We start from the raw sequence: 13,203 nt of genomic DNA on the forward strand, positions 1-13,203 counted from the left end.
AACGCCGGCAACCCGCTGCTGCGGCTGCAACAGCGCGGCGGGGGCGGGCGCGCCGGTGCAGGTGGCGGCTCCTGCGGCTACCGCGCCCCCAGCGCCGGAAACAGCTTGACCAGCCCGACGGCCATCACTTCGACCGCCAGGGCGGCGAGGATCAGCCCCATCAGCCGGGTCATCACGCTGATGCCGGTCTTGCCCAGCACCCGCGCGATCGGCTCGGCCAGCGCAAAGCACAGCGCGGTGGCCAGGCCGATCACCACGCCGTAGCCCACCAGCGCGGTCATCTGCCAGAAGGTCCTGGCCCGCTCGGCATAGATCACCACCGTGGAGATGGTGGCCGGGCCGGTCAGCAGCGGGATGGTCAGGGGCACGACCGCGATGCTGGCACCCCGGGCCGCCTTCTCCGCCCCCTGCTCCAGGTCCTGCGCCGCCGGCTTGGCTTCCGCCGGCTGCGCGTTCAGCATGTTCAGGGCGCTGACCAGCAGCAGCATGCCGCCGCCCACCTGGAAGCTGGCCAGCGAGATGTTGAAGAACTCCAGCACCTGCAGGCCGAGCAGCGCGCTGATGGCGATCACCAGGAACGCCGTCGTCGCCGCCGTCACCACCGTGTCGCGCCGCTGCTGCGGGCTGAAGCCGTCGGTGTAGTGGATGAAGAAGGGCACGATGGCCAGCGGGTTCACCAGCGCCAGCAGCGTGATCAGCGGCTTGAAGTCCATCAGCCGGCCGCAGCGGGGGCGGCGGGCGTGCGGCGGCGGAACATGCCGTAGCCCTCCATGTGCAGCACCTGCTCGCCGCGCTGGTTGAACATCTCCCAGACCGAGCGCACCAGCCCGAGGTCGGGCCGGCTGTTCATCGGCCGCGACTCCAGCACCCGGTGCTTGAGCGCCAGCGTGTCGCCGGGGTACACCGGCTTGAGCCACTTGAGGCTCTCCAGCCCCGGCGATCCCATGCTGCTGGACTCGCGCAGGAAGTTGTCGACCGTCAGGCGCATCGCCATCGCGCAGGTGTGCCAGCCGCTCGCGCACAGGGCGCCGAACACCGACTGCCGGCCGGCTTCTTCGTCCAGGTGGAAGGGCTGCGGGTCGAACTGTGCGGCGAAGTGCTTGATCTGCTCCGCCGTCGGGGTGACGGTGCCCAGTTCCAGCACGCGGCCCGGCTGCAGGTCTTCCCAGTAGTAGCGGATCGCCATCAACGCCCTCCGGATACGTCCAGCAGGCTCATGGTGGTGTAGCTGGCCTCGGGGGAGAGCAGCCACACGATGGCCTGCGCCACTTCCTCCGCGCTGCCGCCGCGCTGCATCGGCACCTCGTGGGCCAGCCGTTGCACGCGATCGGGGATGCCACCGGAAGCGTGGATGTCGGTGTCGATCAGGCCCGGCCGGACTGCGTTGACGCGGATGCCCTCGGCCGCCACTTCCTTGGCCAGGCCCACGGTGAACACGTCGATCGCGCCCTTGGCCGCGGCGTAGTCGACGTACTGGCCGGGCGAGCCCAGCCTCGACGCCGCGCTCGAGACATTGACGATGGCCCCGCCGAAGCCGCCGTGCCGCGTGCTCATCCGCCGCACGGCTTCGCGCGCGCACAGGAACGAGCCGATCACGTTGATGCCGAAGATGCGCTGCAGGCGCTCGCCGCTCATCTGCTCGACGCGCTCGCTCACGTCCACCACGCCGGCGTTGTTGACCAGGTCGGTGACGCGGCCAAGGCGCTCGTCGATCTCCCCGAACATGCGCAGCACCTGCTGCTCGTCGGACACATCGGCCTGCACGGCCATGGCCCGGCGGCCCGCTGCCTCGACGGCGCGCACGACCTGCTGCGCGGCGTCGGCATTGGCCGCGTAGTTGACCGCCACCGACCACCCGCGCGCCGCCGCCAGCCTGGCCGTCGCGGCGCCTATGCCCCGGCTGCCGCCGGTGACCAGCACGACTCGCTCCAATTCCCGCCTCCTGCGCCCGCGGCGCGACTACGATACAACCCGATTAGAACAAAGGGCGGGCTGCTCGGCCCGCCGGCCTCCCAACCCAACCGACAAGGAGACGAACATGGGCAGCTTCGTGGACCTGCAGGCCGCCGACGGCTTCGGCTTCCCCGCCTACGTGGCGCAGCCGGCCGGCCGCCCCGGGGGCGCCGTGGTGGTGCTGCAGGAGATCTTCGGCGTCAACCCGCACATCCGCTCGGTGGCCGACGGCTACGCGGCCGAGGGCTGGCTGGCGGTGGCGCCGGCCACCTTCCACCGCGTCAAGCCGGGCGTGGAACTGGGCTATTCGCAGGACGACATGGCGGCCGGCTCCGCGCTGAAGGCGGCGGCGGAGGCGCTGCCCGCGCCTGGCGTGCTGCAGGACATCCAGGCGGCGATCCGCCACGCGGCGCAGGCGGGCAAGGTCGGCATCGTGGGCTACTGCTGGGGCGGGCTGCTGTCCTGGCGCTCGGCCTGCCTGCTGGAGGGGCTGTCGGCCGCGGTGACCTACTACGGAGGCGGCATGACGACGCCGGATGAATCCGCGCGCCAGCCGAAGGTACCGGTGCTGGCGCACTTCGGCGACCAGGACCACTGGATCCCGCTGCCCGGGGTGGAGGCCTTCCGCAAGGCGCACCCGGACGTCGAGGTGCATGTGTACGCCGCCAATCACGGCTTCAACTGCGACCAGCGCGGCTCCTGGAACGAGCCGGCCGCGAAGCTGGCGCGCGAGCGTTCGCTGGCCTTCTTCCGCAAGCACCTGGCGGCCTGAGGCCGTACGCCGCATGATCCAGCTGCACCACTATCCCAGCTCCGCGGCCATGGTGCCGCACATCCTGCTGGAGGAGATCGGCGCGCCCTACGAGCGGGTGCACGTGGACCGCGCCGCCAACGCGCACAAGGCGCCGGACTACCTGCGGCTCAACCCCAACGGGCTGATCCCGGTGCTGGTCGACGGCGACCTGGTGCTGTACGAGACGGCGGCCATCGCGCTGCACCTGTGCGACACGCACCCGGCCGCGCAGCTCGTGCCCGCGCTGGGGACGCCGCAGCGCGCCCACTTCTACAAGTGGCTCATGTGGCTGACCAACACGCTGCAGGCCACGCTGATCGTCTACTTCTATCCCCATCGCTGGATGGACGAGGGCAACGAGGCCGGCGCAGCGGAGCTCAAGCGGCATGCGCAGCAGCGGATCGTCGGCCTGATCGAGCAGCTGGATGCGGAGCTGGCGCGCACCGGCGGCCCCTGGTTCATGGGCGATCGCTACAGCGCGCTGGACGCCTACGTGTTCACGTTGTGCCGGTGGACCCGCCATTTCAGCGAAGGCCGCGCCCGCGAGCGGCCGCACCTGGGACCTTACCTGCAACGCATGCTGGAGCGGCCCGCGGTGCAGCGCGTGATCGCCAACGAAGGCTTGCAGCCGCCGCTGGTCTGACCACCGCAGCGCGCGGTCAGCGCGCGCTGCGCTCCAGGTAGCGCTTGCGCCAGAACACCAGTCCCAGCGCCAGCGCCACGAACGCCATCGCGCCCACCGCGGCCCAGAACCCGATCGGGTCGGCCAGCAGCGGCATGCTCGCGAAGTTCATGCCGAACACCCCGGTGATCAGGTTCAGCGGCAGGAAGATGGCCGTCAGCGCGGTGAGCGTGCGCATGATGTTGTTGGTGCGGTGGCTCTGGGCCGAGAAGTGGATCTGCACCACGGTCTCGGCGCCCTGCTCCATGCGCCGCACCTGCTGCACCACGCGCTGGATGTGCTCCAGCACGTCGCGCGCCCGGGCGACCAGCCCGTCGCGCTCGGCCTGGGACAGGGCGGGCGGCGGCTGCTCGCGGGCGGTGTCCAGCCACTCCTGCATCGCATCGGCCTGCTCTTCGCACAGGTCTTCCAGCGTGTGCAGTTCCCGCCGGGCGACCATCAGCGCGCCCCAGTTGCGGAAGTTCGTGCCGGGACGCAGCAGTTCCTGCTGCCACCGGTCCAGCTCGCCGGTCAGCTGCCGACGCAGGTCCAGGTAGCTGTCGACCATCACGTTGACCATGCGCAGCATCAGGTCGGACGGACTGAACGGCAGGCGGCTGCGGTTGGCGCCGGCGAGCCCGTCGCTCTGCACCGCGTCCGACAGGTAGCGCGAGATGAAGGAGCGGGCCGTCAGGCAGCCGCTCGGGTGCACCGTCACCAGCAGCCGGTCGAACACCACGAAGCCCAGCGCGCGCGTGCGGATGCGGTAGAAACTGGCCAGCGCCGCCGGCGCTTGCGGTGCCGCCGCCGCGTGCTCCTGCAGTTCCCGGTCCACCTCTTCCGCGGTGGCCAGGCGGCGGAACACCACCAGGTCGTAGACCGAGGTGTAGTCGTAGTGCGAGGGGTGGGCGCGGTTGCCCAGGTCCTTGAGGTGCAGGTCCAGCAGCGCGGAACCGCCCAGGCGCTGGCAGGCCGCCTGCAGCGCCGGCAGGTGCCCGGCCAGGCTCTCGCGCTCCAGGTAGATCCAGACGAACCCGTCGCCCGGCGCCTGCGCCGGCACTTCGTCGAGGAAGCGCAGCGTGCCGCGGGTGAATTCGACGATCTGCACGGAGGCTGGCGTCAGGCCCGCAGCCGGCGCGCCGCTTCGACCGCGAAGTAGGTCAGGATGCCGTCGGCGCCGGCGCGCCTGAACGCCAGCAGGCTCTCCATCATCACCGCATCGCCGTCCAGCCAGCCGTTGCGGGCGGCCGCCTGCAGCATCGCGTATTCGCCCGAGACCTGGTAGGCGAAGGTGGGCATGCGGAATTCGTCCTTCACCCGCCGCACCACGTCCAGGTAGGGCATGCCGGGCTTGACCATCACCATGTCGGCGCCCTCGGCGATGTCCATGGCCACCTCGCGCAGCGCCTCGTCGCTGTTGCCCGGATCCATCTGGTAGACCTTCTTGTTGCCCTTGCCCAGGTTGGCGGCGGAGCCGACCGCGTCCCGGAACGGGCCGTAGAAGGCGCTGGCGTACTTGGCGCTGTAGGCCATGATGCGGGTGTGGATGGCGCCGCGCGACTCCAGCGCCTGCCGGATCGCGCCGATGCGCCCGTCCATCATGTCGCTGGGCGCGACGATGTCCACGCCGGCCTCGGCCTGCACCAGCGCCTGGCGGACCAGCACCTGCACCGTCTCGTCGTTCAGGATGTAGCCGCTCGCATCCAGCAGGCCGTCCTGGCCGTGGCTGGTGAACGGGTCGAGCGCCACGTCGGTCATCACGCCCAGCTGCGGGAAACGCTGCTTGAGCGCCCGCACGGCGCGCGGCACCAGGCCCTCCGGGTTGAAGGCCTCGCGCCCGTCCTCGGCCTTGAGCGACGGATCGATCACGGGAAAGAGCGCCATCACCGGGATGCCCAGCTCCACGCACTCCTGCGCCACCGGCAGCAGCAGGTCCACGCTCAGGCGCTCCACGCCCGGCATGGAAGCGACGGCCTGGCGCTGGTTCTGGCCATCCAGCACGAAGACCGGATAGATCAGGTCGTGCGGCGAGAGTGCGTGCTCGCGCACCAGGTTGCGGGTGAATTCGTCGCGGCGCAGCCGGCGCGGGCGGCCTTGGGGGTAGGGAGCGTGCAGGACCATGGGGAAAATTGTGCCCCATGACCCCCGGTCCGGCCCGCCCCCAGCGCATCCGCGGCTTTGCCGCAATCGGCTTGATGGCCGCGAGGGGCTTTGTTAAATTACGCCCCGGGCGGCTTGCCGCCCCCCGCTTTTCCTCCCTGAGCGGGCGCCTTAATGTGTGACAGCAAAAAGGCTTGCCAACCCCGGCCGATCGGCCGGGGTTTTTTTTGGCCGCCCGGCCTGGGGGTGCTGGCGCCGCTGCCGCACCCCTTCCGTACACTCGCCGCATGCTCTGGGTCAAGGCGCTTCACATCGTGTTCATCGCGAGCTGGTTCGCGGGGCTGTTCTACCTGCCGCGCATCTACGTGAACCTGGCGATGGTGGCGCCGGGCTCGGTCGCCGAGCGCGAGCGCCTGCTGCTGATGGCGCGCAAGCTGCTTCGCTTCACCACGCTGCTGGCGCTGCCGGCCATCGGGCTGGGACTGTGGCTCTGGCTCGGTTACGGCATCGGCCGCGACAGCGGCTGGATGCACGCCAAGCTGGCGGTCGTGGTGCTCACCGTCGGCTACCACCTCGCGTGCGCGCGCCTGCTGCGCCGCTTCGAAGCCGGCGGGAACCGGCGCAACCACCGCTGGTACCGCTGGTTCAACGAAGCGCCCGTGCTGCTGCTGCTGGCGGCGGTCGTGCTGGTGGTGGTCAAGCCCTTCTGAGGGCGGTGCGGATGGCGGCACGCAAGACTTCGGCCTGGCCGCTGGCGCAGGCCTGGGCTGCGCTGGTCGTCTACGCCAGCCTGTACCCGTTCACCGACTGGCGCGACCAGGGGATCGAGCCCTGGGCCTTCCTGCACAGCCCGTGGCCGCGCTACTGGACGGCCTTCGACTTCGCCGCCAATACGGCGGGCTATGCGCCGCTGGGCTTCCTGCTGGCGCTGGCCTTCATGCGGCGGGGCGACGCGCCGCCCCAGGTCCGGCCCTGGGCGCCCCTGGCGATCGCCACCCTGGCGGGTGCGGCGCTGTCGTTCTGCCTGGAGGCGCTGCAGAGCTACCTGCCGGCGCGGGTGCCCTCCAACGTCGATTTCGGCCTGAACGCCCTGGGATCGCTGCTCGGCGCCGCGCTGGCCGTGGGGCTGGAGTGGGCCGGCGCGCTGGACCACTGGAGCCGCTTCCGGGTGCGCTGGTTCGTGGACGAGGCCCGCGGCGCACTGGTGCTGCTCGCGCTGTGGCCGGTGGCGCTGCTGTTCCCGGCGGCGGTGCCGCTCGGGCTCGGGCAGGTGTTCGAGCGCCTGGAGGCCGCCGTCGCCGAATGGCTGATGGACACGCCCTTCCTGGAGTGGCTGCCGGTGCGCGACGTGGAGCTGCAGCCCCTGGTGCCCGGCGCCGAACTGATCTGCGTGGCGCTCGGGGCGCTCGCGCCCTGCCTGCTGGCCTACTCGGTCATGCAGTCGATCGGGCGCCGCGCGCTCTTCGCGGCCCTGCTGGTGGCTGCCGGGGTCGGGGTCACGGCCCTGTCCGCGGCCCTGAGCTGGGGGCCTGCGCACGCCTGGACCTGGCTGACGCTGCCGGTGCGCCTGGGCCTGGTCACCGGGCTGGTGCTGGCGCTGGCGCTGCTGGCGCTGCCCCGTCGCGGCTGTGCGGCGCTGCTGCTGCTGCTGCTGGTGGTGCAGCTGACCCTGTTGAACCAGGCACCCGCCAACGCCTATTTCGCGCAGACGCTGCAAACCTGGGAGCAGGGCCGCTTCATCCGCTTCCATGGCCTGGTGCAGTGGCTCGGATGGCTGTGGCCTTACGCGGCCCTGACCTATGTGCTGGTGCGCGTATCCGCCGGGGAGCCGCGGCCTAGAATCGTCCGATGAACCCCGAGCAGCCCTCCTACTACGAGCGGCATATCTTCTTCTGCCTGAACCAGCGCACCAATGGCGAGAACTGCTGCGCGGACCACGATGCGCAGGCCGCATTCGACCGCTGCAAGGCGCTGGTCAAGGCGCAGGGCCTGAACGGGCCCGGCAAGGTGCGCGTCAACAAGTCCGGTTGCCTGGATCGCTGCGCCGCGGGTCCGGTGGCGGTCGTCTATCCGGAGGCCGTCTGGTACACCTACGTGGACCAGGAGGACATCGACGAGATCGTCGAGTCGCACCTGAAGAACGGCCGCATCGTCGAACGCCTGCTCACGCCGCCGCACCTGGGCCGCTGAGCCCCGCGCCATGAACGCCTACACGCGGCGGCTGCAGTTGCAGGGCGTGGCCGGCCCCATCGAGGTGCTGCGCGACGACCCCGCCAGGGCGGGTGCCGGCACCGCCTTCATCGCCCACCCCCACCCGCTGTACGGCGGCACCATGGAGAACAAGGTGGTGCAGACGCTGGCCCGGGCCTTCGTGCAGGAGGGCTGGAGTGCCGTGCGCTTCAACTTCCGCGGCGTCGGCTCCAGCGCCGGCGAGCACGACGAAGGCCGCGGCGAGGCGGACGACATGCGCGGCCTGGTGCAGGCGCTGGCGCCGGAGGGCCCGATCGCGCTGGCGGGCTTTTCCTTCGGCGCCTATGTGGCGGCCTGCGTGCTCGAGTCGCTCTGGGCCACGCGCGAGGTGCGCAAGATCGTGCTGGTGGGCACGGCGGCTTCGCGCTTCGCGGTGCCGGCGCTGCCCGCCGACGCCCACGGGCGCGCGCTGGTCGTGCACGGCGAGCAGGATGACACGGTGCCGTTGCAGGCCGTCCTCGATTGGGCGCGGCCGCAAACCCTGGCGCTGACACTGGTGCCCGGGGTGGGTCATTTCTTTCACGGACAATTGCCGCTCCTGAAAAACCTGGTGGCACGCCACCTTCGCAGCTGAAGGAGATTTCCCTGCCGATGACACGTCTTGCCAAGGCGCTGGCCGCGCCCCTGCTCGCCCTTTTCTGCCTGGCCGCCGCCGCCCAGGCGCCCCAGCCCCCCGAAATCGCCGCCCGCAGCTACCTGCTGATGGACGTGAGCGCCAACCAGGTGCTGGCCGGCCGCGACATCGACAGCCCGGTCGAGCCCGCCTCGCTGACCAAGCTGATGAGCGCCTACCTGGTGTTCGACGCGCTGCGCGCCAGGAAGATCAGCCTGCAGCAGACGCTGCCCGTGAGCGTGCGGGCCTGGAAGATGCCCGGTTCGCGGATGTTCATAGACCCCAGCATGCAGGTGCCGGTGGAGGACCTGGTCAAGGGCATGATCGTGCAGTCCGGCAACGACGCGACGGTGGCGCTGGCCGAAGGCGTCGGCGGCAGCGTCGAGCGTTTCGTGGAGCTGATGAACGAGCAGGCCAAGGCGCTGGGCATGAACAGCACCACGTACAAGAACGCCGAAGGGCTGACCGCCCCGGGCCACACGACGACCGCCCGCGACCTGAGCATCCTGGCCACCCGCCTGCTGCAGGACTTCCCCGAGTACACCCACTATTACTCGATCCGGAAGTACCGCTACCAGGGCACGCCCACGGCCAACGACACCAACCGCAACATGCTGCTGTTCCGCGACCCGACGGTGGACGGCCTCAAGACCGGCCACACCGATGCGGCCGGCTACTGCCTCGTCGCCACGGCGCGGCGCGACTTCCCCAACCTGCCGGGGCGCCGGCTGCTGTCCATCGTGCTGGGCACGTCCGGCGAGAACGTGCGCGCGAACGAGTCGCAGAAGCTGCTGAACTGGGGCTTCACGGCCTGGGAGGGCATCAAGCTGTTCGACGCCAACCAGCCGGTCGTCACGCCCGAGGTCTGGAAGGGCACCGCCAATACCGTCAAGCTCGGCCGCAACCAGCCGCTGGTGGTGGCGGTGCCGGCCGGTACCGCCTCCCAGCTCAAGACGGCGGTGGCCCGACCCGACCCGCTGGTGGCGCCGTTCAGCAAGGGCCAGCAGGTGGCCACGCTCAAGGTGCTGGCGGGCGACAAGCCGGTGGCCGAAGTGCCGCTGGTCGCGCTGGAAGCCGTCGGGGAAGCCGGCGTGCTCGGCCGCGCCTGGGACGCCATCCGCCTCTGGATCCGCTAGGCGGGCTTGCCCCGCACGCTTGAGGGCAAACCAGCATCCGGCTATACTGGTGGGCTTTCCCGCAATTGGGGCGGGGAAGCCGTGCGCGGCGCCCGGTCGGGGCGGGTCGCGCACTCCACACGCTTAGGGACCCTTTTTTTCAATGCCAACCATCAACCAACTCGTGCGTCAGGGGCGCGAGGTCGAGAAGACCAGCTCCAAGTCCCCCGCGATGCAGAACAGCCCGCAGCGCCGTGGCGTGTGCACCCGTGTGTACACCACGACGCCCAAGAAGCCGAACTCGGCCCTGCGCAAGGTCGCCAAGGTGCGCCTGACCAACGGCTTCGAGGTCATTTCCTACATCGGTGGCGAGGGCCACAACCTGCAGGAGCACTCGGTGGTGCTGGTGCGCGGCGGCCGGGTCAAGGACCTGCCGGGCGTGCGCTACCACATCGTGCGCGGCTCGCTCGACCTGCAGGGGGTCAAGGACCGCAAGCAGGCCCGCTCCAAGTACGGCGCCAAGCGCCCGAAGAAGGCCTGAGGTTCCATTTCGTTTGTCGGTGCTTCGATCGCTCGGCAGGCGAATCGAAGCGTAGTGACCCGCTGTCGGGTCGAGTAAGCGGGCAGCCGGATGGCTCCCAGGGCCCCGAAAAGGCCAGCTGAAGCAATTGAAGAGGTGAAACATGCCACGTCGTCGCGAAGTCCCCAAGCGTGAAATCCTGCCGGATCCCAAGTACGGCAATGTCGAGCTCGCCAAGTTCATGAACGTCATCATGCAAGGCGGCAAGAAGGCGGTTGCCGAGCGCATCGTCTACGGCGCGCTCGAGCAGATCGAGAAGAAGAACCCCGGCCGCGACCCGGTCGAGGCCTTCACCATGGCGATCAACAACGTCAAGCCCATGGTCGAGGTGAAGTCCCGTCGCGTGGGCGGCGCCAACTACCAGGTGCCGGTGGAAGTGCGACCGGTGCGCCGGCTGGCGCTGTCGATGCGCTGGATCAAGGAGGCCGCCAAGAAGCGCGGCGAGAAGTCCATGGCCCTGCGCCTGGCCAACGAGCTGATGGAAGCCACCGAAGGCCGCGGCGGCGCCATGAAGAAGCGCGACGAGGTGCACCGCATGGCCGAGGCCAACAAGGCCTTCTCGCACTTCCGCTTCTGACCACCGCCCCCATCTGAAGCAAGCCACGGCCGGGGCCCGCCACGAGCGGGCCCGCGCCGTTTCCAAGGAAAGATCATCATGGCCCGCAAAACGCCCATCGAGCGCTACCGCAACATCGGCATCTCGGCGCACATCGACGCCGGCAAGACCACGACCACCGAGCGCATCCTGTTCTACACCGGCGTGACCCACAAGCTCGGCGAGGTGCACGACGGCGCCGCCACCACCGACTGGATGGAGCAGGAGCAGGAGCGCGGCATCACCATCACCTCGGCGGCGGTGACCTGCTTCTGGAAGGGCATGGACCTCTCCTACCCCGAGCACCGCTTCAACATCATCGACACCCCCGGACACGTGGACTTCACCATCGAGGTGGAGCGCTCCATGCGCGTGCTCGACGGCGCCTGCATGGTGTACTGCGCCGTGGGCGGCGTGCAGCCGCAGTCCGAGACGGTCTGGCGCCAGGCCAACAAATACAAGGTGCCGCGGCTGGCGTTCGTCAACAAGATGGACCGCACCGGGGCCAACTTCTTCAAGGTCTACGAGCAGATGCGCCTGCGCCTGAAGGCCAACCCGGTCCCGATCGTGATCCCGATCGGCGCCGAGGACAACTTCAAGGGCGTGGTCGACCTGCTCAAGATGAAGGCCATCATCTGGGACGAGGCCTCGCAGGGCATGAAGTTCGAGTACGCCGACATCCCGGCCGACCTCGTGGCCACCGCCAACGAGTGGCGCGAGAAGATGGTCGAGGCCGCCGCCGAAGCCAACGAGGAGCTGATGAACAAGTACCTCGAGGAAGGCGACCTGAGCGAGGCGGAGATCAAGCAGGGCCTGCGCGCCCGCACGATCGCCACCGAGATCCAGCCGATGCTGTGCGGCACCGCCTTCAAGAACAAGGGCGTGCAGCGCATGCTGGACGCCGTGATCGACTACCTGCCCTCGCCGGTGGACATCCCGCCGGTGGCCGGCATCGACGAGAAGGACCAGGAAACCAGCCGCAAGGCCGACGACAACGAGAAGTTTTCGGCGCTGGCGTTCAAGCTGATGACCGACCCGTTCGTCGGCCAGCTGACGTTCGTGCGCGTCTATTCGGGCGTGCTGAGCAAGGGTGACAGCGTCTACAACCCGGTGCGCGGCAAGAAGGAGCGCATCGGCCGGATCGTGCAGATGCACGCCAACAACCGCATCGAGATCGACGAGATCCGTGCCGGCGACATCGCCGCCTGCGTGGGCCTGAAGGACGTCACCACCGGCGAGACGCTGTGCGACCCCGATTCGATCGTGACGCTCGAGCGCATGGTGTTCCCCGAGCCGGTGATCCGCCAGGCCGTGGAGCCCAAGAGCAAGGCCGACCAGGAGAAGATGGGCATCGCGCTGCAGCGCCTCGCGGCCGAAGACCCGTCGTTCCGCGTGAACACCGACGAGGAGTCGGGCCAGACCATCATCGGCGGCATGGGCGAGCTGCACCTGGAGATCATCGTCGACCGCATGAAGCGCGAGTTCGGCGTGGAAGCCAACGTGGGCAAGCCGCAGGTGGCTTACCGCGAAACGATCCGCAAGTCGGTGGACGAGGCCGAAGGCAAGTTCGTGCGCCAGTCGGGCGGCAAGGGCCAGTACGGCCACGTGGTGTTCAAGGTCGAGCCGAACGAGGCCGGCAAGGGCTTCGAGTTCATCGACGCCATCAAGGGCGGCGTGGTGCCGCGCGAGTACATCCCGGCGGTGGAGAAGGGCGTGATCGAGGCCCTGAACACCGGCGTGCTGGCCGGCTACCCGGTGGTGGACGTCAAGGTCACCCTGCACTTCGGCTCGTACCACGACGTCGACTCGTCCGAGCAGGCGTTCAAGATGGCCGCCATCTTCGGCTTCAAGGAAGGTTGCAGGAAGGCCAACCCCGTGATCCTCGAGCCGATGATGGCCGTGGAAGTGGAGACGCCCGAGGACTACGCCGGCAACGTGATGGGCGACCTGTCGTCCCGTCGCGGCATGGTGCAGGGCATGGACGACATGGTCGGCGGCGGCAAGACCATCAAGGCCGAGGTGCCGCTGTCCGAGATGTTCGGCTACTCCACGACCCTGCGCTCCATGTCCCAGGGCCGTGCGACGTACACGATGGAGTTCAAGCACTACGCCGAGGCCCCGAAGAACGTCGCCGAGGCGATCGTCGCTGCAAGGGCAAAATAACGACCAGGGGACAGACCAACCGCGCAGCGGTTGCTCTGTCCCCTCTGATTAGAAGGGCCTGACCAATCGCGAAGCGGCTGCTCTGTCCCCTCTGATTGGAAGGGGCGGGCCAACCGCGCAGCGATTGCCCTGCCCCCTCTGACCAGAATCTTTCTCCGTCTGCGATCAGACGCCCACCGCTGCCCGTGGCGGTGGATCCAGCAGTCCGATGCAGACGTTAAACCAGTACACGGGCATCGCTCTTTTGAGGAACTGACATGGCAAAAGGTAAATTCGAGCGCACCAAGCCGCACGTGAACGTGGGCACGATCGGCCACGTGGACCACGGCAAGACGACGCTGACGGCGGCGATCACGACGATCCTGTCGACCAAGTTCGGC

General features: G+C 69.2%; 16 protein-coding genes. 11 read left to right on the top strand and 5 right to left on the bottom strand.

Annotated elements, in window-relative coordinates; translation table 11 throughout:
* Window positions 1-77: 77 nt before the first annotated feature.
* From V6M57_RS17050 to V6M57_RS17060, 3 genes are read right to left on the bottom strand one after another with little or no spacing between them, the layout of a single operon-like run.
* Window positions 78-713, bottom strand: coding sequence for a MarC family protein (locus V6M57_RS17050; RefSeq protein WP_332816197.1), 636 nt, complete (start codon window positions 711-713; stop codon window positions 78-80).
* Window positions 713-1,186, bottom strand: a complete 474-nt coding sequence (locus V6M57_RS17055) for a MaoC family dehydratase (protein ID WP_332816198.1) — start codon at window positions 1,184-1,186, stop codon at window positions 713-715. Before V6M57_RS17055 ends, V6M57_RS17050 begins: the two co-directional genes overlap by 1 nt.
* Entirely contained in the window at window positions 1,186-1,932 is a 747-nt protein-coding gene (locus V6M57_RS17060; protein ID WP_332816199.1) for an SDR family oxidoreductase, read from the bottom strand. Before V6M57_RS17060 ends, V6M57_RS17055 begins: the two co-directional genes overlap by 1 nt.
* A 106-nt stretch (window positions 1,933-2,038) precedes the next feature.
* Here V6M57_RS17060 and V6M57_RS17065 point away from each other — a divergent pair, with 106 nt between their 5' ends.
* Together V6M57_RS17065 and V6M57_RS17070 are read left to right on the top strand one after the other, a co-directional pair.
* Window positions 2,039-2,725: a dienelactone hydrolase family protein gene (locus tag V6M57_RS17065; RefSeq protein ID WP_332816200.1), complete on the top strand. Its 687-nt coding sequence runs from the start codon at window positions 2,039-2,041 to the stop codon at window positions 2,723-2,725.
* Window positions 2,726-2,738: 13 nt separating this feature from the next.
* Complete coding sequence (locus V6M57_RS17070) at window positions 2,739-3,389, top strand: glutathione S-transferase family protein (RefSeq protein ID WP_332816201.1); 651 nt, start codon at window positions 2,739-2,741, stop codon at window positions 3,387-3,389.
* A 16-nt stretch (window positions 3,390-3,405) separates the two neighbouring features.
* Here V6M57_RS17070 and V6M57_RS17075 read toward each other — a convergent pair whose 3' ends face one another.
* Window positions 3,406-4,515 carry a magnesium transporter CorA family protein gene (locus tag V6M57_RS17075; RefSeq protein ID WP_332816202.1) on the bottom strand — a complete coding sequence of 370 codons (1,110 nt, stop codon included), beginning with the start codon at window positions 4,513-4,515 and terminating at the stop codon, window positions 3,406-3,408.
* Window positions 4,516-4,526: 11 nt separating this feature from the next.
* Complete coding sequence (gene hemB / locus V6M57_RS17080) at window positions 4,527-5,528, bottom strand: porphobilinogen synthase (RefSeq protein WP_332816203.1); 1,002 nt, start codon at window positions 5,526-5,528, stop codon at window positions 4,527-4,529.
* Window positions 5,529-5,794: 266 nt separating this feature from the next.
* Here hemB and V6M57_RS17085 point away from each other — a divergent pair, with 266 nt between their 5' ends.
* The 9 genes from V6M57_RS17085 to V6M57_RS17125 form a co-directional block, all read left to right on the top strand.
* On the top strand, window positions 5,795-6,217 hold the full coding sequence (locus tag V6M57_RS17085) for a CopD family protein (protein WP_332816204.1): 423 nt from the start codon (window positions 5,795-5,797) through the stop codon (window positions 6,215-6,217).
* An 11-nt stretch (window positions 6,218-6,228) separates the two neighbouring features.
* Entirely contained in the window at window positions 6,229-7,359 is a 1,131-nt protein-coding gene (locus tag V6M57_RS17090) for a VanZ family protein (protein ID WP_332816205.1), read from the top strand.
* On the top strand, window positions 7,356-7,697 hold the full coding sequence (locus V6M57_RS17095; protein WP_332816206.1) for a (2Fe-2S) ferredoxin domain-containing protein: 342 nt from the start codon (window positions 7,356-7,358) through the stop codon (window positions 7,695-7,697). The genes V6M57_RS17090 and V6M57_RS17095 overlap by 4 nt, the downstream gene beginning before the upstream one ends.
* Before the next feature lie 10 nt (window positions 7,698-7,707).
* Window positions 7,708-8,331: an alpha/beta hydrolase gene (locus V6M57_RS17100; RefSeq protein WP_332816207.1), complete on the top strand. Its 624-nt coding sequence runs from the start codon at window positions 7,708-7,710 to the stop codon at window positions 8,329-8,331.
* A 17-nt stretch (window positions 8,332-8,348) separates the two neighbouring features.
* Window positions 8,349-9,506 carry a D-alanyl-D-alanine carboxypeptidase family protein gene (locus V6M57_RS17105; protein WP_332816208.1) on the top strand — a complete coding sequence of 386 codons (1,158 nt, stop codon included), beginning with the start codon at window positions 8,349-8,351 and terminating at the stop codon, window positions 9,504-9,506.
* Between the two features lie 142 nt (window positions 9,507-9,648).
* Window positions 9,649-10,026 carry a 30S ribosomal protein S12 gene (gene rpsL / locus V6M57_RS17110; protein WP_332816209.1) on the top strand — a complete coding sequence of 126 codons (378 nt, stop codon included), beginning with the start codon at window positions 9,649-9,651 and terminating at the stop codon, window positions 10,024-10,026.
* 142 nt (window positions 10,027-10,168) lie between these two features.
* Window positions 10,169-10,642, top strand: a complete 474-nt coding sequence (rpsG, locus tag V6M57_RS17115) for a 30S ribosomal protein S7 (protein WP_135251794.1) — start codon at window positions 10,169-10,171, stop codon at window positions 10,640-10,642.
* Between the two features lie 78 nt (window positions 10,643-10,720).
* Window positions 10,721-12,823, top strand: coding sequence for an elongation factor G (fusA, locus tag V6M57_RS17120; protein ID WP_332816210.1), 2,103 nt, complete (start codon window positions 10,721-10,723; stop codon window positions 12,821-12,823).
* Between the two features lie 257 nt (window positions 12,824-13,080).
* Window positions 13,081-13,203, top strand: a 123-nt coding sequence (locus V6M57_RS17125; protein ID WP_233202605.1) for a GTP-binding protein, incomplete at its 3' end; no start/stop codon positions are given.

Source organism: Ramlibacter sp. (assembly GCF_036676645.1).
Lineage (GTDB): Bacteria > Pseudomonadota > Gammaproteobacteria > Burkholderiales > Burkholderiaceae_C > Ramlibacter.

Excerpts from the sequence above, each read along its gene's own strand:
- V6M57_RS17100 (WP_332816207.1), top strand. The coding sequence starts at position 7,708 with ATGAACGCCTACACGCGGCGGCTGCAGTTGCAGGGCGTGGCCGGCCCC.
- V6M57_RS17050 (WP_332816197.1), bottom strand. The coding sequence starts at position 713 with ATGGACTTCAAGCCGCTGATCACGCTGCTGGCGCTGGTGAACCCGCTG.
- rpsG (WP_135251794.1), top strand. The coding sequence starts at position 10,169 with ATGCCACGTCGTCGCGAAGTCCCCAAGCGTGAAATCCTGCCGGATCCC.
- V6M57_RS17055 (WP_332816198.1), bottom strand. The coding sequence starts at position 1,186 with ATGGCGATCCGCTACTACTGGGAAGACCTGCAGCCGGGCCGCGTGCTG.
- rpsL (WP_332816209.1), top strand. The coding sequence starts at position 9,649 with ATGCCAACCATCAACCAACTCGTGCGTCAGGGGCGCGAGGTCGAGAAG.
- V6M57_RS17095 (WP_332816206.1), top strand. The coding sequence starts at position 7,356 with ATGAACCCCGAGCAGCCCTCCTACTACGAGCGGCATATCTTCTTCTGC.
- V6M57_RS17085 (WP_332816204.1), top strand. The coding sequence starts at position 5,795 with ATGCTCTGGGTCAAGGCGCTTCACATCGTGTTCATCGCGAGCTGGTTC.
- V6M57_RS17070 (WP_332816201.1), top strand. The coding sequence starts at position 2,739 with ATGATCCAGCTGCACCACTATCCCAGCTCCGCGGCCATGGTGCCGCAC.
- V6M57_RS17065 (WP_332816200.1), top strand. The coding sequence starts at position 2,039 with ATGGGCAGCTTCGTGGACCTGCAGGCCGCCGACGGCTTCGGCTTCCCC.
- V6M57_RS17090 (WP_332816205.1), top strand. The coding sequence starts at position 6,229 with ATGGCGGCACGCAAGACTTCGGCCTGGCCGCTGGCGCAGGCCTGGGCT.
- fusA (WP_332816210.1), top strand. The coding sequence starts at position 10,721 with ATGGCCCGCAAAACGCCCATCGAGCGCTACCGCAACATCGGCATCTCG.
- V6M57_RS17105 (WP_332816208.1), top strand. The coding sequence starts at position 8,349 with ATGACACGTCTTGCCAAGGCGCTGGCCGCGCCCCTGCTCGCCCTTTTC.
- hemB (WP_332816203.1), bottom strand. The coding sequence starts at position 5,528 with ATGGTCCTGCACGCTCCCTACCCCCAAGGCCGCCCGCGCCGGCTGCGC.